At 57.0% G+C, this 23340-nt stretch carries 24 protein-coding genes and 1 tRNA gene; 6 read left to right on the top strand and 19 right to left on the bottom strand.

The genetic code is table 11. From position 1 onward, the window contains the following. The first annotated feature begins 12 nt into the window (after positions 1-12). Positions 13-1266 carry a tyrosine--tRNA ligase gene (gene tyrS, locus QRN85_RS10950; protein ID WP_284757979.1) on the top strand — a complete coding sequence of 418 codons (1254 nt, stop codon included), beginning with the start codon at positions 13-15 and terminating at the stop codon, positions 1264-1266. A gap of 73 nt (positions 1267-1339) precedes the next feature. Here tyrS and QRN85_RS10945 read toward each other — a convergent pair whose 3' ends face one another. From QRN85_RS10945 to QRN85_RS10935, 3 genes are all read right to left on the bottom strand, one after another. Continuing rightward, positions 1340-2101: an ABC transporter permease gene (locus QRN85_RS10945; protein ID WP_062587072.1), complete on the bottom strand. Its 762-nt coding sequence runs from the start codon at positions 2099-2101 to the stop codon at positions 1340-1342. Continuing rightward, a complete protein-coding gene (locus tag QRN85_RS10940) occupies positions 2098-3036 on the bottom strand; it encodes an ABC transporter ATP-binding protein (protein ID WP_062587071.1) in 939 nt (312 codons plus the stop codon). Before QRN85_RS10940 ends, QRN85_RS10945 begins: the two co-directional genes overlap by 4 nt. Before the next feature lie 111 nt (positions 3037-3147). Next, entirely contained in the window at positions 3148-4338 is a 1191-nt protein-coding gene (locus QRN85_RS10935; protein ID WP_284757976.1) for an extensin-like domain-containing protein, read from the bottom strand. Between the two features lie 253 nt (positions 4339-4591). On the opposite strand from QRN85_RS10935, the gene QRN85_RS10930 reads away from it, so the two are divergent. Beyond that, on the top strand, positions 4592-4903 hold the full coding sequence (locus QRN85_RS10930) for a DUF1883 domain-containing protein (RefSeq protein WP_062587276.1): 312 nt from the start codon (positions 4592-4594) through the stop codon (positions 4901-4903). A gap of 15 nt (positions 4904-4918) precedes the next feature. Here QRN85_RS10930 and QRN85_RS10925 read toward each other — a convergent pair whose 3' ends face one another. Further along, complete coding sequence (locus QRN85_RS10925) at positions 4919-6235, bottom strand: replication-associated recombination protein A (protein WP_284757975.1); 1317 nt, start codon at positions 6233-6235, stop codon at positions 4919-4921. Next, positions 6232-7638, bottom strand: coding sequence for a DegQ family serine endoprotease (locus QRN85_RS10920; protein WP_284757974.1), 1407 nt, complete (start codon positions 7636-7638; stop codon positions 6232-6234). The genes QRN85_RS10925 and QRN85_RS10920 overlap by 4 nt, the downstream gene beginning before the upstream one ends. A gap of 166 nt (positions 7639-7804) precedes the next feature. Between QRN85_RS10920 and QRN85_RS10915 the strand changes: the two genes are divergently transcribed. Then, entirely contained in the window at positions 7805-8158 is a 354-nt protein-coding gene (locus tag QRN85_RS10915) for a lysozyme inhibitor LprI family protein (protein WP_284757973.1), read from the top strand. A gap of 29 nt (positions 8159-8187) precedes the next feature. On the opposite strand, the gene QRN85_RS10910 is transcribed toward QRN85_RS10915, so the two are convergent. The 4 genes from QRN85_RS10910 to QRN85_RS10895 form a co-directional block, all read right to left on the bottom strand. Next, complete coding sequence (locus QRN85_RS10910; protein WP_284757970.1) at positions 8188-9180, bottom strand: serine hydrolase domain-containing protein; 993 nt, start codon at positions 9178-9180, stop codon at positions 8188-8190. Between the two features lie 93 nt (positions 9181-9273). Continuing rightward, entirely contained in the window at positions 9274-9951 is a 678-nt protein-coding gene (locus tag QRN85_RS10905; RefSeq protein WP_284757969.1) for an SDR family oxidoreductase, read from the bottom strand. A 147-nt stretch (positions 9952-10098) separates the two neighbouring features. Then, positions 10099-11934, bottom strand: coding sequence for a dihydroxy-acid dehydratase (gene ilvD, locus QRN85_RS10900; RefSeq protein ID WP_284757967.1), 1836 nt, complete (start codon positions 11932-11934; stop codon positions 10099-10101). Between the two features lie 154 nt (positions 11935-12088). After that, positions 12089-13066: a LysR family transcriptional regulator gene (locus QRN85_RS10895; RefSeq protein WP_062587063.1), complete on the bottom strand. Its 978-nt coding sequence runs from the start codon at positions 13064-13066 to the stop codon at positions 12089-12091. A 133-nt stretch (positions 13067-13199) separates the two neighbouring features. Between QRN85_RS10895 and QRN85_RS10890 the strand changes: the two genes are divergently transcribed. Next, positions 13200-13814 (top strand): FMN-dependent NADH-azoreductase, encoded by a 615-nt coding sequence (locus QRN85_RS10890; RefSeq protein ID WP_113169900.1) that lies wholly within the window; start codon positions 13200-13202, stop codon positions 13812-13814. Between the two features lie 72 nt (positions 13815-13886). Here the strand turns inward: QRN85_RS10890 and QRN85_RS10885 are convergent, their stop codons facing one another. Both QRN85_RS10885 and ilvA read right to left on the bottom strand, forming a co-directional pair. Next, positions 13887-14198 (bottom strand): HlyU family transcriptional regulator, encoded by a 312-nt coding sequence (locus QRN85_RS10885; RefSeq protein ID WP_062587061.1) that lies wholly within the window; start codon positions 14196-14198, stop codon positions 13887-13889. A gap of 63 nt (positions 14199-14261) precedes the next feature. Continuing rightward, a complete protein-coding gene (ilvA, locus tag QRN85_RS10880; RefSeq protein WP_284758840.1) occupies positions 14262-15536 on the bottom strand; it encodes a threonine ammonia-lyase in 1275 nt (424 codons plus the stop codon). Between the two features lie 89 nt (positions 15537-15625). Here ilvA and QRN85_RS10875 point away from each other — a divergent pair, with 89 nt between their 5' ends. Then, positions 15626-17086, top strand: a complete 1461-nt coding sequence (locus QRN85_RS10875) for a TrkH family potassium uptake protein (protein ID WP_162729403.1) — start codon at positions 15626-15628, stop codon at positions 17084-17086. A 6-nt stretch (positions 17087-17092) separates the two neighbouring features. Here the strand turns inward: QRN85_RS10875 and QRN85_RS10870 are convergent. From QRN85_RS10870 to QRN85_RS10835, 8 genes are all read right to left on the bottom strand, one after another. Then, positions 17093-17178, bottom strand: a tRNA-Leu gene (locus tag QRN85_RS10870). Positions 17179-17242: 64 nt separating this feature from the next. Further along, entirely contained in the window at positions 17243-17941 is a 699-nt protein-coding gene (locus tag QRN85_RS10865; protein WP_284757962.1) for a nuclease, read from the bottom strand. Positions 17942-18051: 110 nt separating this feature from the next. Further along, the gene (locus QRN85_RS10860) at positions 18052-18588 is read right to left on the bottom strand and encodes a MerR family transcriptional regulator (protein ID WP_062587058.1); all 537 of its coding nucleotides are present in this window, start codon (positions 18586-18588) and stop codon (positions 18052-18054) included. A 159-nt stretch (positions 18589-18747) separates the two neighbouring features. Next, positions 18748-19086 carry an integration host factor subunit alpha gene (locus QRN85_RS10855; protein ID WP_062587057.1) on the bottom strand — a complete coding sequence of 113 codons (339 nt, stop codon included), beginning with the start codon at positions 19084-19086 and terminating at the stop codon, positions 18748-18750. Between the two features lie 143 nt (positions 19087-19229). Then, positions 19230-20201: a beta-ketoacyl-ACP synthase III gene (locus tag QRN85_RS10850; RefSeq protein ID WP_062587056.1), complete on the bottom strand. Its 972-nt coding sequence runs from the start codon at positions 20199-20201 to the stop codon at positions 19230-19232. Between the two features lie 3 nt (positions 20202-20204). After that, positions 20205-21266, bottom strand: a complete 1062-nt coding sequence (gene plsX / locus QRN85_RS10845; protein ID WP_062587055.1) for a phosphate acyltransferase PlsX — start codon at positions 21264-21266, stop codon at positions 20205-20207. Between the two features lie 100 nt (positions 21267-21366). After that, positions 21367-21930, bottom strand: coding sequence for a YceD family protein (locus QRN85_RS10840; RefSeq protein ID WP_284757958.1), 564 nt, complete (start codon positions 21928-21930; stop codon positions 21367-21369). Further along, positions 21927-22535, bottom strand: coding sequence for a ubiquinol-cytochrome C chaperone family protein (locus QRN85_RS10835; protein WP_062587274.1), 609 nt, complete (start codon positions 22533-22535; stop codon positions 21927-21929). Before QRN85_RS10835 ends, QRN85_RS10840 begins: the two co-directional genes overlap by 4 nt. 219 nt (positions 22536-22754) lie before the next feature. Here QRN85_RS10835 and QRN85_RS10830 point away from each other — a divergent pair, with 219 nt between their 5' ends. Then, positions 22755-23294 (top strand): outer membrane protein assembly factor BamE, encoded by a 540-nt coding sequence (locus QRN85_RS10830; protein WP_062587053.1) that lies wholly within the window; start codon positions 22755-22757, stop codon positions 23292-23294. Positions 23295-23340 lie beyond the last annotated feature (46 nt).

Below are 23340 nucleotides of genomic sequence, written 5' to 3'. Positions count from 1 at the left end.
AAGAAAAAGGTTATGTCCAGGTTCAAGTCCGATTTCCTCCGCACGCTCGATGAGCGCGGCTTTATTCACCAGATCTCCGATGAGGCAGGTCTCGATGAACTCTTTGCCAAGGAAACCGTGACTGCCTATATCGGCTTTGATCCGACCGCACCCAGCCTGCACGCTGGCGGTCTGATCCAGATCATGATGCTGCACTGGATGCAGAAGACCGGCCACCAGCCGATTTCACTTATGGGCGGCGGCACCGGCATGGTTGGCGACCCCTCCTTCAAGGATGAGGCGCGGCAGTTGATGACGGTCGATACGATCGAAAGCAACATTGCCTCCATCAAGCGGGTCTTCTCGAATTACCTCGATTACGATGCCGCAACCGCGCCTGCGTTGATGATCAACAATGGCGACTGGCTGCGTGAGATCAACTACCTCGAATTCCTGCGTGATGTCGGCCGTCACTTCTCGGTCAATCGCATGTTGTCATTCGATAGCGTCAAGACACGTCTGGACCGCGAGCAGTCGCTGTCCTTCCTCGAATTCAACTACATGATCCTTCAGGCCTACGACTTCGTGGAGCTGAACAAGCGCACCGGCTGCCGTTTGCAGATGGGCGGTTCGGACCAGTGGGGCAACATCATCAACGGTATCGACCTCGGTCACCGCATGGGTACACCACAGCTTTACGCGCTGACCTCGCCGCTTCTGACGACGTCGTCAGGTGCGAAGATGGGCAAGTCTATGAATGGCGCCGTGTGGCTGAACCCGGATATGCTCTCGGCCTATGACTTCTGGCAATACTGGCGCAACACCGAAGATGCCGATGTATCGCGCTTCCTGAAGCTCTACACCACGCTGCCGATGGACGAGATTGCCCGCCTTTCGGCGCTTGGCGGCTCTGAGATCAACGAGGTGAAAAAGATCCTCGCGACCGAAATCACCGCCATGCTGCATGGCCGTGAGAATGCAGAGCAGGCTGCCGAAACAGCACGCAAGACCTTCGAAGAAGGTGCGCTGGCCGACAACCTGCCCTCCATCGAAGTGCCGAAGAGCGAACTTGAGGCGGGGCTTGGCCTGTTGTCGCTGATCGTGCGCGCTGGCCTTGCCGCTTCCAACGGCGAAGCCCGCCGGCACGTTCAGGGCGGTGCGGTGAAGATCAACGACCAGAGCATGTCGGACGAACGTCAGGTTATCGGCGCTGGCGAAGTCACGGCAGATGGTGTCATCAAGCTGTCGCTGGGCAAGAAGAAGCACATTCTGGTTCGGCCTGTGTAAGGTTTCGAATGGCCACACAACAAAAAAGGCAGCCTTCGCGCTGCCTTTTCTGTTTTGATGTGCGAGTGAAGGATCAGTTCCTCAACTTATACCCTGTCTTGAACATCCAGCCGATTACGCCCAGACAGGCCGCGAGGAAGATGGCGATCATGCCGAGGCTGAGCAGAGGGTTTACGTCCGATATCTCATAGAAACTCCAGCGGAAACCGCTGATCAGGTAAAGCACCGGGTTGAAATGGCTGACCGTCTGCCAGAATGGCGGCAACATGCTGATGGAATAGAAACTGCCGCCAAGGAATGTCAAAGGCGGTATGACCAGCATGGGAATGAGGTTGAGCTGCTCGAAATTGGTGGCCCACATGCCGATGATGAAGCCGAAAAGGCTGAAGCTGATGGCGGTGAGAACGAAGAAAAGCACCATCATGAATGGATGAGCAATCGAGACGTCCACGAAGAAGGAAGCCGTCAAAAGGATGATCGTGCCGATCAATAGCCCCTTCGTTGCCGCCGCTCCGACATAGCCCGCCAGGATCTCAGTCATCGCCACGGGAGCAGATAGAATTTCGTAAATCGTCCCGGTGAATTTTGGAAAATAAATTCCAAATGAGCCGTTGCTGATACATTGCGTCAGAAGCGTGAGCATGATCAGGCCAGGCGTGATGAACGCACCGTAGGATACGCCATCGACTTCCTGAATGCGTGAGCCGATGGCCGTGCCGAAGACGATGAAGTAGAGCGAGGTCGAGATGACCGGCGAAACCACGCTCTGCAACAGGGTGCGGCGCGTACGGGCCATTTCGAAGAGATAGATGGATTTGATGGCTTCGAAGTTCATTTTTGACCTCCCACCAGCGCCACGAAAATATCTTCCAGCGAGCTCTGGCGTGTCGAAATATCCTTGAAATGAATGCCGGCGCTTGCGAGTGCCGAGAGAAGATCGGCGATCTGGCTCTGCTCGCCATTGCCCTCATACTCGTAGGTCAGACAGCTACCGTCTTGCGAAAGAGAGAGCTGGAACCGGGAAAGACTGTCCGGCAGCACCTTGATGGGTTCGGCCAGTTCCAGCGACAGCTGCTTGCGGCCGAGCTTTTGCATCAGGGCGGTCTTTTCTTCGACAAGCAACAACTCGCCGCTGTTGATGACACCAACGCGATCGGCGATCTCTTCAGCTTCCTCGATGTAATGCGTGGTCAGGATGATGGTTACGCCTGTTGCGCGCAACTCCTCGACCACCTGCCACATGTCACGACGAAGGGCCACGTCGACACCCGCAGTCGGCTCGTCCAGAAAAAGGATCTGCGGCTCATGCGCCAATGCCTTGGCAATCAGCACGCGCCGCTTCATGCCGCCGGAGAGCTCGCGCAGCATGTTGTCCTTCTTGCTGTAGAGCGACAGGGACTTCAGGATGCGCTCTATAAGCTCGGGATTCTTCTTCTTGCCATGCAAACCGCGGGAAAAGGAAACGGTGTTCCAGACGGTCTCGAACTGGTCCGTCGTCAGTTCCTGCGGAACGAGGCCGATCAGTTCCCGCGTCCTGCGGAAATCGCCGACGACATCATGTCCATCAACGAGGACGCGTCCCTCGCCCGGATTGACCAGACCACAGATGATGGAAATCAGCGTTGTCTTTCCGGCGCCATTCGGTCCCAGAAGCGCAAGAATCTCACCCTTGTAGATATCAAGGGTGACACCTTTGAGCGCCTGAAAGCCGTTGGCGTAGGATTTTGTGAGATTTTGGATGGAAACAATTGGATTTTGCGGGGAATTCATGGGGCATCTTTCAACGTAATCCGTATTGAAAGCATATAGGTTCCAGACTTCTAAAAAGCCATCCCCGAGGCGGCATGATGCCGCATTGGCGCTATCATTCCGCCAAAATCCTCAATCGCAGTGACGGTAGCCGGACTTGCGGGTTCTAAGATCGAAATGGAAATGGTTCCAGTGATTGGGATCACTGCCCGGTCCAAGAACCGTCGAGAAATACTTGCAGCTGTCGCTGCGCACCGCCTTGAGCAGACCTTTCTCACGAAACGCAAAGAAGCTCTTCTTGCGCACATCGATTTCCTTGCCGTTCTTAAGCGTGATGGTGCCGATATCGATAGCGTTGCCGCGTGCGTGCTCCGACCACGGATTGCTGGAGCGCGAGTTCATCTTGCGGCAGGAATAACCGCCCATCGGCGTGATGCGCTCGACACCGGAGAGATAGCGGAAGCGCGATGAAGGAACGAGCTCGAACTTTACCCACTTGGCAAAGGCGAGCGTTACCTGGCAATTGAGCTTTACCGCCGGGCGAATAGCGACGCCGCTGGCAAGACCGCTGAGCTCGATCGGGTAATCAATGCCGCAGGTGGGGCCATCCGACACGCGCCCCACATCCCGAAACGCCACGCCCAGCCTGCGCAATTCGGAGCGGCATGAAATCTCCGACGCGGGCATCATACCCGGTGGAGATGACATCCTGCTCTCCTGCATCGGGTTCTGCGGCATCATCATCGCCACGTCCTGCACCGGCTGACGCTGCTTCTGGCCTTCGCCGGGCGGAGGAATGAGGCGCGATTGACTGTTTACCTGTCGACGCTGCAACGGTGGAGCAGACATCTGGCTGTTCATCGCGTCATCTACAGGCTGTGGACCGGGCGCAGCAATATCCATGTCCTGCTCTTCCGCCAGCCCACGCACCGGCGCAACGCCCAGTCCGTCGTCCATATTGACGCCGCCCTGCCCCTCGGCCATCTCACTCGACATTTGCGGGGCTTGCCCACCCAGACGTGCCTGTTGAGCATCCAGCGTGGAATATTGCTGTCCGGGAGCGGCCTGCAGCAGCGGGTCTCGCGAAGGCGTTTGCGCCGGCATCGGCTGCTCGAGCGGTGCATATTGCTCGACAGGCTGACCCGGCATGACGGGGCTGGAGGGCGCGCTGTAATTCTGTTGACGGGACGATTGAATGGAGCTGACCCTGGTTGCGCCATCGACGTCGGCAGGAGGGACAAGCCCTTCCGCCGAACACGATACGATCACCGTCGACATTGTCAGCAACGTCACCAAGCGACGCGGAAGGGAAACATACGCCATACCAGAACCTGCACCTTCAGCGGCCGCAACGCGCGGCAATCAAGCTAAATCTTAAACAAATTTGGTAAACGAACCCTTTTCATGCGCACCTCTATAATCATCAGCGAATGCTTGCATGAGGAAGATTTGAGGTCGCGCGGATTTCACTCTGCCTCGGCATCAGAAGTGAGGGTTCTGACGGGACGATGAAAGAAAGCGTTAATCCTCGCGGCGTAACCTTATGAGACTGAGCTACGAAATAAGGGCGACCCATATGGCCAAGCCAAGCTTCCGCTTTACCCATTACGACCTGAAGGAACTGCGCGCGGGCGCAATCATCGAGGTTTCGCTAAACGCTATCAACAATGTCCGACTGATGAATTCGGGCAATTACCAGCGTTTTACCGAAATGCTCGACTTCAAGTATCTTGGCGGCGTAGCGAAGAAGTCGCCACTGCGCGTTGTCATTCCAGAAACATCGCACTGGCATCTGATCGTGGATTGCGAGGGGCATGCCGCACTCGCGGAATCATCCGTTAAGATGCTGCCGCCACAACAAGCGGCAATCACCCGACGCGCATCCTGAGCGGGGGCACCTGCCCTATTTGGCGTTGCGTTCCCGCCGAAGCTTGGCCCACCAGTCCAGCCGCTTGCGGATATCGCGTTCAAAACCGCGATCGGGCGGATCATAGAATGTGGTGCGCCCCATCTTCTCCGGGAAATAATCCTGTCCTGAAAAGGCGTCGGGCTCGTCATGGTCATAGCGATATCCATCGCCATAGCCTTCGCCCTTCATCAACTTCGTCGGAGCATTCAGAATGTGCTTGGGCGGTAGCAGCGAGCCGCTTTCCTTGGCCGCGCGGGTTGCAGCCTTGAATGCGGTGTAGACCGCATTGGATTTCGGCGCCGTCGCCAGGTAGACGCAGGCCTGCGCGAGCGCGAGTTCGCCTTCCGGCGAACCGAGATAATCATAGGCATCCTTGGCCGCATTGCAGATGACCAGCGCCTGCGGGTCCGCAAGACCGATGTCTTCCACCGCCATACGCACCAGACGACGACCGAGATACAGCGGATCCTCGCCCGCGTCGAACATACGCGCAAGATAGTAGAGCGCAGCATCGGGATCAGAACCGCGCACGGATTTGTGCAGCGCCGATATCATGTTGTAGTGGCCGTCCTGCGCCTTGTCATAGATTGGCGCACGGCGCTGAACGATGCGTGTCAGCCCTTCCGTATCGAATGTCTCGTCCTTGCGCGCGGCACGCCAGACCTCTTCGGCCAGCGTCAGCACAGCACGACCATCGCCATCTGCCATGCGGATCAACGCCGCTCTGGCATCATCCGTCAGCGGCAGCGGCTTGTCCTCGACGGATTCCGCACGCGCCAGCAATTCGGCGAGACTTTCCTCATCATGCGATTTGAACGTCAGAACCCGCGCTCGCGACAGAAGCGCGGCGTTGAGTTCGAAGGATGGGTTTTCGGTCGTAGCGCCGACAAGGATTATCGTCCCGTCTTCCATGACCGGGAGAAAGCTGTCCTGCTGGGCACGGTTGAAGCGGTGGATCTCATCCACGAAGAGCAACGTCTGCCGACCGTCCATCCGCCGCGTCCGCGCGCTCTCAAAAACCTTCTTCAGATCTGCGACGCCTGAGAAAATGGCCGAAATCTGCTCAAAGGCTAGCCCTGCTTCACCTGAAAGCAGGCGGGCGACCGTCGTCTTGCCAGTACCGGGCGGGCCCCAGAAGATCATGGACCCCAGGGAACCGCTCTCGATCATTCGGCGCAGCACGCCCTCTTCGCCCGTCAGATGTGACTGGCCGGTGACCTCTGCGATGGTCGTCGGACGCAGCCGGTCAGCAAGGGGTCGCCGGTTGGCGACCTCTGCCGGAACCTGAGGAGCAAAGAGATCGCCACTCATCGCAGGAATTGCCGGATGCGCTGGCCATCCCTGACGATTTCCAGACGCCAGAAACCGGGATTATCCTCCAGTGCGCGCTCCACATCCGCCGTCGACGTCATTTCCGTTCCATTGAGGGACATGATGATGTCCTTTGGCTGGAAACCCACCCGTGCGGCTGGCGAATTGCGTTTGACGTCGAGAATGACGACGCCCGCGGTGCTGGTTGGCATGCGCAACTCATCCGCAAGCTTTGGCGAAAGATTGGCAACCGTTGCGCCCGCAAAGGGATTGCGACCTTCCAGCAGGCGTTCGTCACGCGGTGCTGTCTCAGGCGCCGTATCGAGCGCGATTGTCGCCGTCTTTTCCTTGCCCTTGTCGATCAGGGTCAGTTTCGCGGATTTGCCGATGCCTGCGGTCGTCAATCGATAGCCCAGCGCATCGGGATGCTCAACCTCGATACCGTTGACCGCCGTCACCACCTGTCCGGGCTCGATGCCGGCCTTCTCGGCGGGTCCGTCCTTGACGACGCTGACCACCAGTGCCCCGCGTGCGCGCTTGAGGCCAAGCGCTTCGGCCACTTCCGAGGTTACAGGGTCAAAGGTCGCTCCTACGTAGGGTCGCTGGAAGCTGGTATCGCCCTTTTCGGCTGCAGCCAGAAACACCCGGACCAGATTTGCCGGGATGGCGAAGCCGATGCCGTTCGAGCCACCACCGCGCGAGAAGATGGCGGTGTTGATGCCAATCAGCTCTCCGCCCATATTCATCAGGGCACCACCCGAGTTGCCGGGGTTGATGGATGCATCTGTCTGAATGAAGAAGCCGAAGTCACCTTGAGTGACCTGATTTCTGGCAAGAGCCGAAACGATGCCGCTGGTTACCGTCTGCCCGACACCAAATGGGTTGCCAATGGCCAGCACCAGATCACCGACCTCAGTCGCATCTGAATTGCCAAGCGGCAGGACAGGAAACTGTTCCTTGGCATCGATCTTCAGCACCGCCAGATCGATGCGATCATCCTTCAGGAGTACCTTGGACGAAAATTCACGACCATCGGCGAGTGCGACTTTGATATCGTCGGCGCCATCGATGACGTGGTTGTTGGTAACGACGAGCCCGCTTGCCGTGACAATGACGCCCGAACCGAGGGAGGATTGCTTCTCGGTGCGATTGGGCAATTGCTGGCCGAAGAACTGCTCGAAGAACGGGTCGCCGGCAAAGGGCGAAGCGCGGCGCTCCACGACCCGTTCGGCATAGACGTTCACCACGGCGCCGGAGGTGCGCTTTACAAGAGGCGCGAAGGAAAGCTGCATTTCTGCGGTGCTGGATGGCACGGTCTTGCTGTCCTGCGCCCGCACGTGTGCAGGCAGAACGAGCATAGTCGCCACAAGGGCGGTGGTCAGATACTTCGCCATGCTTGGCATGTGATTCCTCATCCTCATCAATATGATGGAGTTATAATGCCTCAGCCTATAAATCAAAGGGCGGCAAGATAATGACAAACCGCTGCCCAAACACAGTTGTGGAACAAGATGTGGTGATTCGGACTTAAGACCGCATATAAAGTCCGGTTCTGGAAAAGAGATCCACATGCATTTGAAGAAACAAATCCTGACTGCAATGATTGTACTTGCGTCATATTCGCACGGCTCACCCGTCGGCGCCGCAAGCTTCGACTGCACGAAGACCGACCTCAAAGCCGACGAAAAGACCATTTGCGAAAACCGGGGGCTGAACGATCAGGACGTTCGCATGGCGACCACGTTCGACATTCTGACGCAGCTCATGGCGATGGGTGCCCGCGACACGCTGCGCACCGAGCAGAGCGAATGGCTGAAGAGCCGCGAAGCCTGCGCGGCTGATACCGAATGTCTGACCAAAGCATATGATGAGCGCATGAAGAAGCTGGGCGAAGCGTTCCAGAACATCAACCGCCCGCTCTGATTAGCGAGACGCGGCAGGACATCTTCAATTCAAGACGCGGAGATAATGTCAGCCATGAGCCCGTGCAATTGGTCTCGGTACCCGGTGCGCGCTGATGGCGCATCTTCGCGAGATGTCATGACAACACTCAGCTTTTTCGTGGGAACGATGTAGAGCATCTGCCCGCCATAGCCCCACGCGTAGTAAACTGTCTCTCCCGACATCTCCTTGATGAACCAGCAGTAGCCATAGCCATCACCATTGAAAACCGAGTTTGTTCGCTGGACCCAGGAATGGTCTACCCAGCTTTGCGATAAGAGCCTCTTGCCATCTGGCGTCACGCCGCCAAGGCGGTAAAGTTCGCCAAAGGCGAGGAGCGATCTCGATGTCATCGCCATCTGGTTTCCGCCAAGATAGATACCTTGCGGGTCCCTCTCCCACGCACCAATCCTGAAGCCTTCAAGCGGTGAAAACCAGTCTCTTGCAAGTGCAAGGGTGGATTTTCCGGACGCCTTGGTCAGGATTGCCGATAGCAGATGGGTTGAACCGGTGGAGTACAACATACCGCCGCCCGGCTCTCCCGCAAAACCGGAGCCAAGCGCCATCCGCACCCAGTTGCGGCTGGAAACCCACCGGCCATAATTGGGGCCAGACATTCTCTCCAGCCCCGACTGCATGGACAGAAGGTTTCCGATGGTCACGCGCTCCAGGCGCGGATCTGGATTGGCCGGGAAATCTCCACGCAGCACTGAGGCAACGGGCTGGTCGACACCGTCAAGGATCTTTCGATCAATTGCCATTCCAACCATGGCAGACAGGATCGATTTGGAAGCCGACTTGATGTTGGTCGAACCATTGAGTGACGCGCCATGATAGGCGCGGCTGGCCGTCTCCCTGCCATCCACGCTGACGATCACGGTCTTGAGACTTGGCAATTCATCGGCGTTGCGAAGGAGTTCATCCACATTTCTGGACGCCTGCGCGCGAATGCTGGAGGCAAAAGGGAGTGTGGCGAGAAAGGCAAGTGCGGTGCGACGTTTCATGGAGATGTAGGTAGTCGCTTTTCAGCAGGTCAAAAGGCCTGTAACCCTTTTGTGACCTGCCAAACGGTCGGAATGCAAAGTCTTCCCCTTGGACTACTCTTCGTAAATCATCTTCTTCGTCATGCCACCATCCACGACCAGAACCTGGCCGGTTACGAAGCCGGCTTTCGCCAGATAAGCGATGGCATCTGCGATATCGCCGGGGTTCCCCACTCTTCCGACAGGATGCTGCTCATGGTCTTTCTCCCGCAGATCCGTGTCATTGGTTATCCAGCCTGGTGCAATTGCATTGACGCGAATGTCGGGACCAAGGCTGACCGCCAATGCGTGCGTGAGTGCAACGAGCCCACCCTTGGAGGCCGCATAGGCCTCCGTCTCCGGCTCCGACATGAAAGCGCGTGTCGAGACCATGTTGACGATGGAAGCGCCTTTGCTCATCAAGGGCACAGCGGATCTGGTCATCAAAAAGGCGCCCGTCAGGTGGCTATCCGTGACTTTGCGCCAGTCGGCGAGAGAAAGTTCGTGAATTGGACCGTTGGTCGGGCTGGCAATGCCTGCATTGTTGACGAGCAGGTCCAGACTGTCCCAGCCCAGCTCCTGAAACGCACCGAGAACGGATGTTTCATCTCCGACATCGCAATGAACATGCTGCGCATCGCTCTCGCCCTCTTCCAGATCGAACGACGCTACCGTCCAGCCGTCTCTCGCCAAGGCTTTGATAATACCCGCGCCAATCAAACCTGCGCCGCCGGTCACGATTGCTCGTTTCATGCCGATTCTCCGTCTGGTCATTTCAAGTACTCGCCCAACGTCCGGGCAAAGCGCGGGTTCCTGAACTGGCGCAAATGAAACGCCTGACGCCAGACAGCAAAAAGCCGCCCGGCGTGACCGGGCGGCTTTCTAAGACATAGCCTGAGCTTACTCTGGCAGAATGCGAACTGCGCCCTTGTCGGCGCTCGATGCGAAAGCGGCATAGGCCTTGAGCGCCGTTGTAACGTTGCGCTTGCGGAATTCCGCTGGCTTCCAGCCAAGCTGATCCTGCTCGGCGCGGCGCGCCGAAAGCTCGGCGTCGGAGACCTTGAGGTTGATGGTTCGGTTCGGGATGTCGATCTCTATCGCATCGCCGTTACGGACCAGACCGATCGCTCCGCCCTGCGCTGCCTCAGGCGAGGCATGGCCGATGGAAAGGCCCGACGTACCGCCGGAGAACCGGCCATCGGTGATCAAGGCACAGGCCTTGCCTAGCCCCTTCGACTTGAGATAGCTGGTCGGATAGAGCATTTCCTGCATACCCGGGCCACCCTTCGGACCTTCATATCTGATAACGACAACGTCGCCTTCTTTGACCTCGTTCGACAGGATGCCCTTAACTGCAGAGTCCTGGCTCTCGTAGACGACAGCCGTACCGTTGAACTTCAGAATGGATTCGTCGACGCCAGCAGTTTTCACGATGCAGCCGTCGAGCGCGATGTTGCCGTAGAGCACGGCAAGGCCGCCATCCTTGGAGAAAGGCTTTTCGACCGAGCGGATAACGCCGTTGTCGCTGTCCGTATCCAGTTCATCCCAACGCGAGGACTGGCTGAACGCGACCTGCGTCGGCACGCCGCCGGGTGCTGCCTTGAAGAACTGGCGGACCGTTTCGCTGTTGGTGCGGGTAATGTCCCAACGGTCGATTGCGTCGCCCAGCGTTGGCTCATGAACGGTTGGGCAATCGCGGTTGATAAGGCCGCCACGATCCAGCTCGCCCAAAATACGCATGATGCCACCGGCGCGGTGAACATCTTCCATATGCACGTCCTGCTTGGCCGGTGCCACCTTCGAAAGGCAAGGTACCTTGCGCGACAGGCGGTCGATGTCTTCCATGGTGAAATCGACGCCGCCTTCATGGGCTGCGGCCAGAATATGCAAAACCGTATTGGTAGAACCGCCCATGGCGATATCCAGCGACATTGCGTTTTCAAAAGCCTGCTTGCTTGCAATGGTGCGCGGCAGAACGCTCTCGTCATCCTGCTCATAATAGCGGCGTGCGAGGTCCACGATGAGGTGACCGGCCTCAACGAACAGGCGCTTACGGTCGGAATGCGTTGCAAGCGTCGAACCATTGCCCGGCAAGGAAAGACCGAGCGCTTCGGTCAGACAGTTCATGGAGTTTGCCGTAAACATGCCCGAGCAGGAACCGCAGGTCGGGCAAGCAGAGCGCTCGATCACCTGGACATCCTCGTCGGAAATCTTGTCGTCAGCCGCAGCGACCATGGCGTCCACGAGGTCGAGCGCAACGGTTTTACCGTGCAAAACGGCTTTACCCGCTTCCATGGGTCCACCGGACACGAAGACGGCAGGGATATTGAGACGCATGGCGGCGCTCAACATGCCGGGTGTGATCTTGTCGCAGTTGGAAATGCACACCATGGCGTCTGCGCAGTGGGCATTGACCATGTATTCAACGCTGTCGGAGATGATTTCACGCGACGGCAGGGAATAGAGCATCCCGTCATGCCCCATGGCGATGCCGTCATCCACTGCAATCGTGTTGAATTCCTTGGCAACGCCGCCAGCGGCCTCGATCTCGCGCGCAACGAGCTGCCCGAGATCTTTCAGATGCACGTGACCGGGCACGAACTGGGTGAACGAGTTCACGACCGCAATGATCGGCTTGCCGAAATCGCCATCCTTCATGCCGGTGGCGCGCCACAGGCCACGGGCACCGGCCATGTTGCGGCCATGGGTTGTCGTTCTGGAGCGATAAACTGGCATGTGCTTATTCCTCGATTTGTCCGTTGCGGAGGGGGTTCTGCCACAGAGCCGACAGCCCTGCCCCTCGCTTTGGCAAGGTTTCTACTTCAAAGCCGCCCGCCTGTCACTGTCACCTTGCGGCGAAACAGTACGGTTCGGTACGGTACGGTACGGATTATTCAGCCGCGTCTTTCAGAGCTGGTGGCTCGTCTGTATAGACCGGCTTGATGTGAGCCATGAAGCCTTCATGATCAGGGCAACGGGACAGCCGCTGCTGGAATGCCTCGACCAGCCATTTCGCTGCTGGCCCACAGGGCGTATCGGCCTTATGCAAGGCATAGAGGGGATATTCGCCGCCTTCATAGGCATCGAGATCCAGCGCCTTCAGGTCGCCATTGATGATATCGTTACGCACCACCGATGCGGGCAGACCGCCCCATCCCAGCCCGCCCTTGATCAGTTGATACTTGGTTGCGATGTCGCTGACGCGCCATTTCTTGTAGGAAAGCACATTGAAGTCCTTGCCCTTGGTCAGCCCGGACGCATCGGTCACGACAAGCTGGACTTCTTCGCGCACATCCGCGAGCGTCAGCGGACGATTGAGTGCGACAAGCGGATGATCTGCCGCAGCGACCGGAATCAGGAAAGAATGACCGACCTTCTCGATGACCAGGCCGTCATCCTGATGGAACATCGCTCCGCCAATACCGATACCCGCCTTGCGCGACTGGACCATTTCCATGACCATGCCAAGCTCACCGACATTGAGGTTGAGTGTAACGGTTGGAAACTGCACACGAAACTCACGCAGAACTTCCACCACCGCTTCTGCGGGAACCATGGTGCTGATCGCGATGGAAACCTCCGCCTCCAGCCCCTGCTTGAGCCCTCTGGCGCGAGCACGCAGATCCTGAAGCCCGGCCACGATACGCCGCGCATGTTCAAGCATGGCGGCGCCATCCTCGGTCAGCTTTGGCTGTCGCACGCCGTTGCGTTCAAACAACGTAACCTCGAGCTGTGTTTCCAGATTGGCAATGGTGTAGCTGACAACCGACTGCGCCCGGTTGAGCGCGCGCGATGCCGCCGAAAAACTACCGGTTTCAGCAACGGCCAGAAACACCTGCAATTGGTCTAGAGTGGGGTTCGCTTCCATGGTCCATCCAGTTTCTCGATAGGTAGCAACAACATTATCACAGTTTTCTCGATGAGAACATTCGTGGATATAGGCTGCAACGATTGGGTTCCCTGCCCCATCCGACCTCCCAATGGAAACAAGGATATTTCAAATGTCGAAGATTCTCCTCATTACATCGAGCCCCCGCGCCGAAGAATCCCTGTCCAACAAATTTGCAGGCGACCTGGCGGCGAAGATCAAGGAACAGTCCAACGGCTCGATCACGCATCTCGATCTCGGCCAGAACCCTATTCCTCACCTTGATCAGGTCACCACTTCGGCGATTCGTAAGGCTCCTGAGCAGCGCGACGCACAGGAAGCAGCAGCTGCTGAATATTCCGACAAGCGCGTTGCAGAACTGATGGAAGCCGACACGGTCATCATCGGCACCGGCCTCATCAACTTCGCCATCTATTCCGGCCTGAAGTCCTGGATCGACAATGTCGCCCGCGCTGGCATGACGTTCCGCTACACAGAATCCGGCCCTGTTGGTCTCGCAACCGGCAAGAAGGTTTACATCGTTCTGTCTTCTGCTGGCGTTTACTCGGAAGGCCCGGCAGCAGCGATGGACCACGCTGTTCCTTACCTCAAGACCGTTCTCGGCTTCCTCGGCCTGACGGACGTCGAAGTGATCCGCATCGAAGGTCTGGCATTTGGACCGGAAGCTGCCGAAAAGGCAATCGCGTCTGCAACCGCAAAGGTTGAAGAGCTGGCCAAGGCTGCCTGATTTGGCAAGGGCGGCGTTTTGCAACGCCGCCCTACCTGTCTGACTATAACGGCTGCGAGACCTTCGCGGCCGTTATTTTTTGTCTGAGAACAAGCTCGGGCCGTTCTGATCGATGATCAGCTGCCCTTTGCGAATGGTGCATTCCACGGCATCGTCCAGGCTGGTGAAGACATCAGCGCGCACGAAATCATGCGCAAGCGTTTCCTCTCCCACCTTCTTTTCAATGCGGCCAGCGAGACGGTACTGGCTACCTTCCTTCAGGGGCGTCGCGTAGATGACGCAGTCCTTATATGGATGTCCCTCGCTGGTTTCGGCCTTTTTCGGGCCGTCATCCGATGGCGACGAGCCGAAGGCGGAAAAAAGTTTCGAGAAGAACGAAGCCATTGATACCCTTCCTGTTGCGTTTCTGGGGGAGGCTACACGAGCCCTGCCCGGCCGTTATGCCTGTCAGATGATCAGGTTTGCGAGGATTTCGTTTTCGGTTATGTCCTCGTAACCCAGACCCGCCTCTTCGAAACGTTCAAACAGGCCAACGAAGTTCTGCCGCTCTGTTGTCTCGATGCCGATGAGGATCGAGCCGAAGTTGCGTGCGGATTTCTTCAGATACTCGAAACGCGCAACGTCATCATCGGGTCCAAGCAGATTGAGGAAATCGCGCAGGGCACCGGGGCGCTGAGGCAAGCGAAGAATGAAATATTTCTTCACGCCGCCATATCGCATGGCGCGTTCCTTGACGTCTGGCAGACGTTCAAAGTCGAAATTGCCGCCGGAAACAACACAGACGACCCGCTTGCCCTCCAGTCTGTCCCGGCCCATCATTTCAAGCGCGGCGATGGACAGCGCGCCCGCTGGCTCCAGCACGACGCCTTCCAGGTTGAGCATATCGATAATGGTGACGCAGATTGCGTTTTCAGCAATCAACTCGACCTGCTCTGCCGGGAAATGCTTCAGCGCCTCAAAATTCAGGTCGCCAATGCGCGCAACGGCAGCGCCATCCACGAAATTATCGATCTTGTTGAGCGTGACAGGCTCACCCGCCTCCAGGCTTTTCTTCAGGCTCGGCGCACCCTCGGGTTCGCAGAATACGAAGCCAGTGCTGGCGACTTTCCCTTCAAAGAAACCGGAAAGACCGGCGGAAAGGCCGCCGCCGCCGACAGGCATGACCAGAAGGTCCGGCGCAACATTGTCCGGCAGCTGGTCGATGATCTCGGCGGCAACGGTCGCCTGTCCCTCGATGATGTCCTTATGATCGAATGGCGGCACCATATAGGCGTCGTTTTCTTCCACATAGGCGCGGGCCGCAGCATAACACTGGTCGAAAATGTCGCCGACGAGCCTGATCTTGATGAACTCGCCGCCAAAGATGCGGGTCTTGTCGATTTTCTGCTGAGGGGTCGTGACCGGCATGAAAACCACACCATGCACGCCGAAATGGCGGCACGCGAAGGCAAAGCCCTGCGCGTGATTTCCCGCTGATGCGCAGACGAAAACCTTGTTCTTGCCGGTAGACGAGACAGCCTTTCGCAGGAAGTTGAATGCGCCTCTAATCTTGTAGGAACGAACAGGCGTGAGGTCCTCGCGCTTGAGCCAGATTTCGGCACCATAGCGGCGGCTGAGATGTTCATTCAACTGCAACGGCGTTTCGGGAAACAGTTCCCTCACTTCACGCCGAGCGGCTTCTACAAGCAGTTTGTCCACGATTTTCAATCCATTGAAATTCACGATGGCACCCGCTATGCCATAGGAAAACGCATGACACAAAGACTCTTTGCGCAACTTCGGTACGCCTCACACGATCAGGGTTCCATTTATTGAATAGCAATCTTCTGCGCGCAGTCCTCTATATCGCTTCTGTGTTCGGGCTCTACATGGCCACGGCCATGTTCATTCCAGCCATGACCGATCTCTACTACGGAAACAATGACTGGGCGGTCTTCGCCATCTCCGGCTTCATGTTCGGTGGATTGGCTCTGGCCGGTGCCCTGGCGACGCGTGCACCCATGCCGACCTTCAACAAGAGGTTCGGTTTTCTCTTGGTGAACGTCTTGTGGCTGGTGTTTTCCCTCGTCGGTGCCCTGCCGCTTTATCTTTCCGAATTGAACCTCAGCTTCGGGCAGGCTTTGTTCGAATCCGTATCCGCCATCACCACGACAGGTTCAACGGTGATTTCCGGCTTGGACAAGGCGCCCCAGGGTATTCTTATCTGGCGCTCACTGCTTTGCTGGCTGGGCGGTATCGGTATCGTCGCACTTGGCCTTTTTATCCTGCCCTTGCTGCGCGTTGGCGGCATGACGTTTTTCCGCATGGAATCGTCAGATACGGGCAACGATCGCCCTTTTGCTCGCTTGGCCAGCTTCACCAAGGCGTTTGTCGGTATTTACGTCGTTATAACGCTGGCCTGCACAATTGCCTATGATTTTGCTGGCATGACGCATTTCGATGCGCTCAATCACGCCATGTCCACGGTCGCGACGGGCGGTTTCTCGACACACGACGCCTCGTTTGCATTCTTTGGCGACAATGTCGCGCTGCTGTGGATTGCGACCTTCTTTCTGATACTGGGTAGCCTGCCTTTCTCCGTGATGATCCTTTTGGCCGTACGCGGGCGAATGGATATTCTTCACGACCCGCAAATTCGCGTCTTCATCGGCTACCTCTGCGCGATCTCTCTCGCCGTCGGCGTCTATCACCACCTGACAAACGGCGTACCGCTCGACATTGCGCTCAGCCACGCCTTCTTCAATATGACATCCATCCTGTCGACCGGCGGTTTTGCCAGCGACGATTATACACTGTGGGGGCCATTCGTCGTGCTTGTCGCCTTTTTCGCGACCTTCATGGGCGGATGTTCCGGGTCTACAGCAGGCGGTATCAAGGCCTATCGCTTCGTCATCGTTTACAGTGTCGTCAAGACAGGACTGAAGAAGCTTCTGTACCCCGACGCGGTCTACACTGTCCGCTACGGCCAGCAGGTGGTGGATGCCGAGATCGTCCGCAACGTCTTCCTGTTTCTCAGCTGCTTCCTTGCCCTCTGGATCGGCGGCAGCCTCGCCATGAGCGCCATGGGCTACGACCTGCTGACGGCGACCTCCGGGGTTGCAACGTCGCTCGCCAATGTCGGCCCCGGCGTCGGCCCCATCATCGGCCCCGCAGGCAACTTCTCCACCATAAAGGACCCGGCACTCTACCTGCTATCCATCATGATGCTGCTCGGCCGCCTGGAAATCCTGACGGTGCTTGTGCTGATGATGCCACTGTTCTGGAAGAGCTGAAAATGCTGGTGCGGACGGCGGGACTTGAACCCGCAAGACCATGGGCCGGCAGATTTTAAGTCTGCTGCGTATACCGATTCCGCCACGTCCGCTTGCGGTTTTATCTACACAGCGCAACCGGCTGTGGTCAACGGGGCGGGTGCGTGTCGGGGCAATTTAACCGCACCAGGATTTGGTTCTGGCACCTTGCGGACGCGCCAGACCTTCCCGCATCAGCTGGTCTGCAAAGGAAACGCCGGATCTCGACAACGTTGTTGCCCCGCCTGCTGCAGCGACCTGGAAGCCACCGGCGTTCAGCATGTCCCGCAACCTCACCTTGGCGGCAAAACCTTTCTGACGTTCTTCCAGGCAACGAGCCTGATCCGTCTGGGGAACATCGATGCCCGCAAGCGTCATCCTGACGCCTTTAAGCCAGAATGTATTTCCATCAGCTACGCAATTGTTGAGGCCGGAGCGGCCGCAGAATGCAAAGGTTTCGGGCTTTCCGCCTAGAGAAACGGTCTGGACCTGCGGTCGCGGCAAGGGCGACACGGAGGCTGGCGTCTGGGCGTTGGACGGCATGGCGATGGCACGTGGCGGAACGGGTGCGCCTGAGGCCGGAAGAGCAACGGTCTGCACTGGTGTTGGCTTTTGACGCTCGGAAGCGACTTCCCTGCTCGCAGGCTTCTGTGGCGGTGCAATCGTTTTTGAAACTGACGCAACCGTGCTTTTCATCTGAGGTAGCAAACTGTCACGATGCTCGTAGACCTGAATGCCACCGACCGCCACGCCGAACAGCAACAACCAAGACCAGAGACCAGATCCGCCGGACTTGGCGGTAGACCGGCGGCGGCTTGTCGTTTTTCTCTTGCTCACGATAAAACTCCTTGTCGGCGAGCATTATCGGTCCAAGGAGTTTCCGAAAGGTTGGCATTTAAAACAAATGCCCGTCAAAAAAATGAATTATCCACAAGCCGTACAGAGAATCAGCGGACCTGATCAAGCAAGCGCTTGCACTCCAGCAGATCGAAAAGCGCTTCCTGCAAAAGCGCGCGATCATCCTTGCTGATGCTCGATTTGCCGATCGATATCTCAGGCGTGTCGTCCGACGCACCGCCAAATCCAAAGAAACGCCCGCTGGGCTTTGCCTTGGGCCGACCGACGACTTCATCCTCATCGGCATGTGCGATGCGGGGCTCGGCGGTCTCCTTCTCACCGCTCTGCGCCATGATGGCTTCCATCGTGGCGAGGTCACCGGACGCAATTGCCGATACAAAGCGGTTGCCATTGGTCTTCAGGAGTTTCTGGACGCCCTTGATGGTATAACCGTGGTCATAAAGAAGGTGCCGGATGCCCTTAAGGAGATCGACATCGTCAGGGCGATAATAGCGGCGCCCCCCGCCCCGTTTCATCGGCTTGATCTGCGGAAATCTTGTTTCCCAGAAACGAAGCACGTGTTGCGGCAGGTCAAGATCTTCTGCTACTTCGCTGATCGTTCGAAAGGCGTCGGGGCTTTTATCCAAGTTCAACTCCTATCCAGACCAAAGGCAGGATTACAAGACACGATGAAAGGTACGATGCGAATCGTTCTTATTTCAACGACTTGTCGGTTGAAATTCAACTGTTTTCACAACAAGACTACGCGCCCTGCCTGTAGAAATATCGAGAGGGTGGCAGATGTGTCAGGAGCCTGACTTCTGGCTCTTCTGCTTTGCCTTGCGCGCGGAATGCGCTTTTAGTATCCGCTGCTTGAGAACGTTGGATGCCTTGAAGGTCATGACGCGGCGCGGCGAGATCGGCACTTCTTCGCCGGTCTTGGGGTTGCGGCCGATTCGCTCGTTCTTCTCGCGGATCTGGAACGTCGCAAACGACGAGAGCTTGACAACCTCTCCGCGTGTTATGGCGTTGCAAATCTCGTCGATGACGGTTTCAACCAGTTCGGCGGATTCGGTTCGAGATAACCCCACTTTACGAAACACAGACTCGGCTAGATCCGCACGTGTGACTGTTTTCCCGGCCATATTTCCCCGCACCGCTCTCTTCTTTTCGTTGAACCCGGTCAAGATTATTGCCCTAGAGGCGACCGGTCAAGCAAAGTTTCCGGATTCGTTTAGGGATTTCCAGCAATAGTGGCAATGGCTTACATGTTTTCGTGAAGCAGATTTTACCATCGCAGAAGAACTGCACCCCAGGTGAAGCCGCCACCCATCGCCTCCAGCATCACCAGATCGCCCTTTTTGATCCGACCGTCAGACGCCGCTGCTGCCAGAGCGAGAGGTATGGAGGCTGCCGATGTGTTGCCGTGCTGGTCTACGGTGATCACGACTTTTTCCGTGGGAATGCCGAGCTTTTTCGCAGAACCATCGATGATACGGCGGTTTGCCTGGTGGGGGACCAGCCAATCCAGATCGTCTGCCGTAGTGCCCGTTGCCTCAAAAGCAGCTTCGATGACGTCAGTGATCATCCCCACAGCATGTTTGAAGACTTCCCGGCCTTCCATCCGCAGATGACCTACCGTTCCGGTTGTGGAAGGGCCGCCATCAACATAGAGCTTGTCCTTATGCGAACCATCGGAACGCAGATTGGAGGTGAGGATACCACGGTCAGATGTCTTGCCCTCGCCCTCTCCTGCCTCAAGCACAACCGCACCGGCGCCATCGCCAAACAGCACGCAGGTGGTGCGATCCGTCCAGTCCAGGATGCGGGAGAATGTTTCGGCACCGATGACGAGGACGCGTTTTGCCATGCCGCCGCGAATGTAGAGATCAGCTGTTGCCATGGCATAAACGAAGCCGGAGCAAACCGCCTGAACGTCAAACGCGAAGCCGCTGGTGATACCGAGGCGATTTTGAATATTGACCGCTGTTGCCGGAAATGTGTTGTCCGGCGTCGATGTCGCAACGATGATCAGGTCGATGTCTTCTGGCCGGATGCCAGCGTTTTCAAGCGCCGCGCGTGCAGCCTGCTCTCCGAGCGAAGACGTCGTTTCCCCTTCGCCCGCGATGTAACGCTGCTTGATACCGGTGCGCTGAACGATCCACTCATCAGAGGTCTCGACGATCGCTTCAATGTCCTGGTTTGTCATGACGCGCTTAGGCAGCGCCGCACCAAAACCACGTATAATCGAGCGGATCATCTTTTATTCCTCATCAGCTACGAGCACTTCAGGCTCCGGGGGTGGAAGCCTTCTGGCGTGGTAAGCCTTCAAATCATTTTCTATTTTTGCGGTAAGCCCGTTGTGAGCCATGTCATAGCCGACATCGACCGCGGAAGCGAAGCCGAGCGCATCAGTGCTGCCGTGACTTTTAATAACGATGCCATTCAAGCCGAGGAACACGCCGCCGTTGACCTTGCGCGGGTCCATTTTCTCGCGAAGCACGTCAAAGGCGCTCTTGGCCAGAATATAGCCGATCTTGGCAATGAAGCTTCGCGAAATCGCCTCCTTCAGCAGTGTGCTGATCTGGCGAGCCGTGCCTTCGGCGGTCTTCAAGGCAATATTGCCGGTGAAGCCTTCGGTAACGACGACATCGACCGTACCCTTGCCGATGTCATTGCCCTCAACAAAGCCACGGTAGTTGATGGTGCTGAGACCGGCCTCGCGGATAAGGCGACCGGCTTCGCGCACTTCTTCCTGTCCCTTGACCTCTTCCACGCCGACATTGAGAAGTCCCACGGTCGGGCGGTCGATATCGAAAAGGGCACGGGCCATTGCGCCACCCATGAGGGCGAAATCGAGCAACTGCTGGGAGTCGGCACCGATTGTTGCGCCAACGTCGAGAACGATGCTCTCACCTTTCAGGGTGGGCCAGATACCGGCGATTGCCGGGCGCTCGATGCGCGCCATGGTCCGAAGGCAGAATTTTGCCATTGCCATCAACGCACCGGTATTGCCAGCGGAAACGACGACATCGGCTTCGCCGACCTTCACGGCTTCGATGGCGCGCCACATGCTGGAGACATAGCGACCACGGCGCAACGCCTGGCTCGGCTTTTCATCCATGGTGACAGAAACCTCGCAGTCAAAAAACTGCGAGTTATCGCGAAGCTTGGGAAACTGCGCCAGAATAGGTTCGCATCTGCTTTTTTGCCCGTAGAGCAAAAAAGTCACATCGTTATGCCGATCCAGCGCCTTGGCAGCGCCGGGAATGGCAACATCAGGGCCAAAATCTCCGCCCATGACGTCAATTGCTATTCTGATCACTCGTCCCTGATCCTTCTTACCGCTGTGCGGTGGAATTTTGCGCGAAAATACCGTTTCCGCGCCCGCTTACAACTGAATTGTTGGGCTTGACCAACCGCATTCAGTCTTTTTTCCAATCTTTCAAAACCGCAAATGGCGATGGTTTTTTATCTGCCTCCGCCTTCTCGTCCGTGTATTCCGAGAAATCCACATCCGGTTTGCGGGGGTAAGGGTCGATGGCAAGCGCTGCAAATTCGGCCACGACGACACCGACATCGATCGTATCGCCGGAGAATTGATCGGGGATATCCGGACCGTCAGGATCAAGAACAATCTCGCCCTGCTCATTCGGCATCAAGCGCGCCAGCTTTGAACCTTCCGGCACGAAAATCTGCTCGATTTTCTCGTCGATCACGCTTGAGACCGGCTCCAGTGTTACAACGCAAGACTGCGTCAGCGCAGCGCGTACGTCGCCCGTGATTTTCAAACCGTCCTTCTTCCAGCGGGTAACCTGCAGCTCGCTTTTCAGGTATTCCACCGACACGACATCCCACAATTTCGCCAGGCCCTTTAATTCCTCGGCGTTCGCGGAGAGACCAATCCTGACCGGATTGGCAGAAATATGGCCTACCTTGACCGGGTATGAAAAAGGGACGTCGTCGTTGGCCGCTAGGTGCGAGTTCATGGTAACCTCTTAAAGTCCGGTGTGGGCAGCGTGACTTGCCCTGTCGCGATGAGGTCTTCCGACTGAGCCGTCAATGCGTCGGAAGCAGCCATCATCCAGGTGGCAAGTCCCCGCATATCTGCAGGGGTCGCTTCTGACTGCGGATATATATTGCGTGCAAGGGCTGCTGCAAGTGCATCCACATCATCGCCGTCCAAAGCGGCGGCATAGGATTCGAGACGGCCATAGAACATTCCGGCGAATTTCTTCATGCGCTTCGGAACACCCTGGTCCCCGATGCCAAGCTCCCGCATGGAGTGATCCAGGTCCTGAAAAAACGCATCGATTATTTCCTGCGCAATCTCCTGCCCGCTGGTTTGCGAACTCTTGGTGCGGCGGAAATACAGAATCATCACGATGGCAAGAAGCTCAAAACGCCCCATGACGGTGTCCGGCACGTTCAGATAGAGATAGAAACCGGGTTGCCGTGCAGCTGTCGTCAGCGCAGCATATTGCCTGTCAACGATGACGCGATTGTTGTTTTTCTTCTTAAAAAGACCGAAGACCATCGAAATTTCCGAATATTGATCGACGAAATCGCGTCTCGCCCGTTGCCCGTGTTGCATGATTGCCAAAGCTGGTTTACCGAAGCACCGAAGAATTGCAATGCCGTTGAGGTCACGTTCATCGTAGGGCTGCAACAGGAGAAGAGAGCACCAGAGGAGGTGTTATTTTCGTAAAGCCATTGCATTCCGTTGTGAGGCGGGGATTTTCTGTCCCCGGATTGACATAATCGTGTGTACAGAAGCGGTACGACACGTAAGCAATGCCGGAAGGTGCCATTCATGATCGCAGTCGGGGAAACGCAGGTGAGCAAGCAGAAGTCCGGAAAGCAGACCAAGTTTCTGAGCAAGACCGCCGTGGCTGTTGTAATAGCTGCCAGCCTGCTGAGTGCCTGCACCAGCACTACCGACGTATTTCACAATGGCTATGTCGCAGACGAGCAGTCCCTTCAGCTTATTCCTGTCGGCTCCAGCCGCGAACAGGTCCTGCTGACCATGGGAACGCCCTCGACAACAGCGACATTCGGCAATGAGGTTTTCTACTACATTTCCCAGAAGCGCGTGCGTAAGGCAGCCTTCATGAAGCCAAAGCTGGTCGAGCAGAACATTCTGGCAATTTACTTCGACAAGAACGGCGTCGTTTCGCAGAAGGCCAACTATACTCTTCAGGACGGCAAGGTCTTCGATACGATCTCGCGCACCACGCCAACGGGCGGCAAGGATCTCACATTCCTCCAGCAGCTCTTGTCTGGCGGCACTGCAGGCGCAGGGATTGCCAAGAGCATCCTGGGCCAGGCGGCTGGCGACGGCAGCGGTTTCTGATCCGCCAACTGGAATTATAAAGGCCCGCGAGATTTTCGTCTCGCGG

The organism is Agrobacterium sp. fls2-241-TYG-188a, assembly GCF_030209845.1.
The sequence above is the reverse complement of the archived record's forward strand: the minus strand, read 5'-3'. Positions and strand labels throughout refer to the sequence as shown.

What these genes read in the sequence shown, in the direction of transcription:
- QRN85_RS10940 (WP_062587071.1), bottom strand. Translation starts at nt 3,036, where the DNA reads ATGAATTCCCCGCAAAATCCAATTGTTTCCATCCAAAATCTCACAAAA.
- QRN85_RS10925 (WP_284757975.1), bottom strand. Translation starts at nt 6,235, where the DNA reads ATGAGTGGCGATCTCTTTGCTCCTCAGGTTCCGGCAGAGGTCGCCAAC.
- QRN85_RS10855 (WP_062587057.1), bottom strand. Translation starts at nt 19,086, where the DNA reads ATGGCCGGGAAAACAGTCACACGTGCGGATCTAGCCGAGTCTGTGTTT.
- QRN85_RS10895 (WP_062587063.1), bottom strand. Translation starts at nt 13,066, where the DNA reads ATGGAAGCGAACCCCACTCTAGACCAATTGCAGGTGTTTCTGGCCGTT.
- QRN85_RS10920 (WP_284757974.1), bottom strand. Translation starts at nt 7,638, where the DNA reads ATGCCAAGCATGGCGAAGTATCTGACCACCGCCCTTGTGGCGACTATG.
- tyrS (WP_284757979.1), top strand. Translation starts at nt 13, where the DNA reads ATGTCCAGGTTCAAGTCCGATTTCCTCCGCACGCTCGATGAGCGCGGC.
- QRN85_RS10890 (WP_113169900.1), top strand. Translation starts at nt 13,200, where the DNA reads ATGTCGAAGATTCTCCTCATTACATCGAGCCCCCGCGCCGAAGAATCC.
- QRN85_RS10935 (WP_284757976.1), bottom strand. Translation starts at nt 4,338, where the DNA reads ATGGCGTATGTTTCCCTTCCGCGTCGCTTGGTGACGTTGCTGACAATG.
- QRN85_RS10840 (WP_284757958.1), bottom strand. Translation starts at nt 21,930, where the DNA reads ATGAACTCGCACCTAGCGGCCAACGACGACGTCCCTTTTTCATACCCG.
- QRN85_RS10930 (WP_062587276.1), top strand. Translation starts at nt 4,592, where the DNA reads ATGGCCAAGCCAAGCTTCCGCTTTACCCATTACGACCTGAAGGAACTG.
- QRN85_RS10910 (WP_284757970.1), bottom strand. Translation starts at nt 9,180, where the DNA reads ATGAAACGTCGCACCGCACTTGCCTTTCTCGCCACACTCCCTTTTGCC.
- QRN85_RS10905 (WP_284757969.1), bottom strand. Translation starts at nt 9,951, where the DNA reads ATGAAACGAGCAATCGTGACCGGCGGCGCAGGTTTGATTGGCGCGGGT.
- ilvD (WP_284757967.1), bottom strand. Translation starts at nt 11,934, where the DNA reads ATGCCAGTTTATCGCTCCAGAACGACAACCCATGGCCGCAACATGGCC.
- QRN85_RS10885 (WP_062587061.1), bottom strand. Translation starts at nt 14,198, where the DNA reads ATGGCTTCGTTCTTCTCGAAACTTTTTTCCGCCTTCGGCTCGTCGCCA.
- QRN85_RS10945 (WP_062587072.1), bottom strand. Translation starts at nt 2,101, where the DNA reads ATGAACTTCGAAGCCATCAAATCCATCTATCTCTTCGAAATGGCCCGT.
- QRN85_RS10915 (WP_284757973.1), top strand. Translation starts at nt 7,805, where the DNA reads ATGCATTTGAAGAAACAAATCCTGACTGCAATGATTGTACTTGCGTCA.
- QRN85_RS10830 (WP_062587053.1), top strand. Translation starts at nt 22,755, where the DNA reads ATGATCGCAGTCGGGGAAACGCAGGTGAGCAAGCAGAAGTCCGGAAAG.
- QRN85_RS10835 (WP_062587274.1), bottom strand. Translation starts at nt 22,535, where the DNA reads ATGCAACACGGGCAACGGGCGAGACGCGATTTCGTCGATCAATATTCG.
- QRN85_RS10850 (WP_062587056.1), bottom strand. Translation starts at nt 20,201, where the DNA reads ATGATCCGCTCGATTATACGTGGTTTTGGTGCGGCGCTGCCTAAGCGC.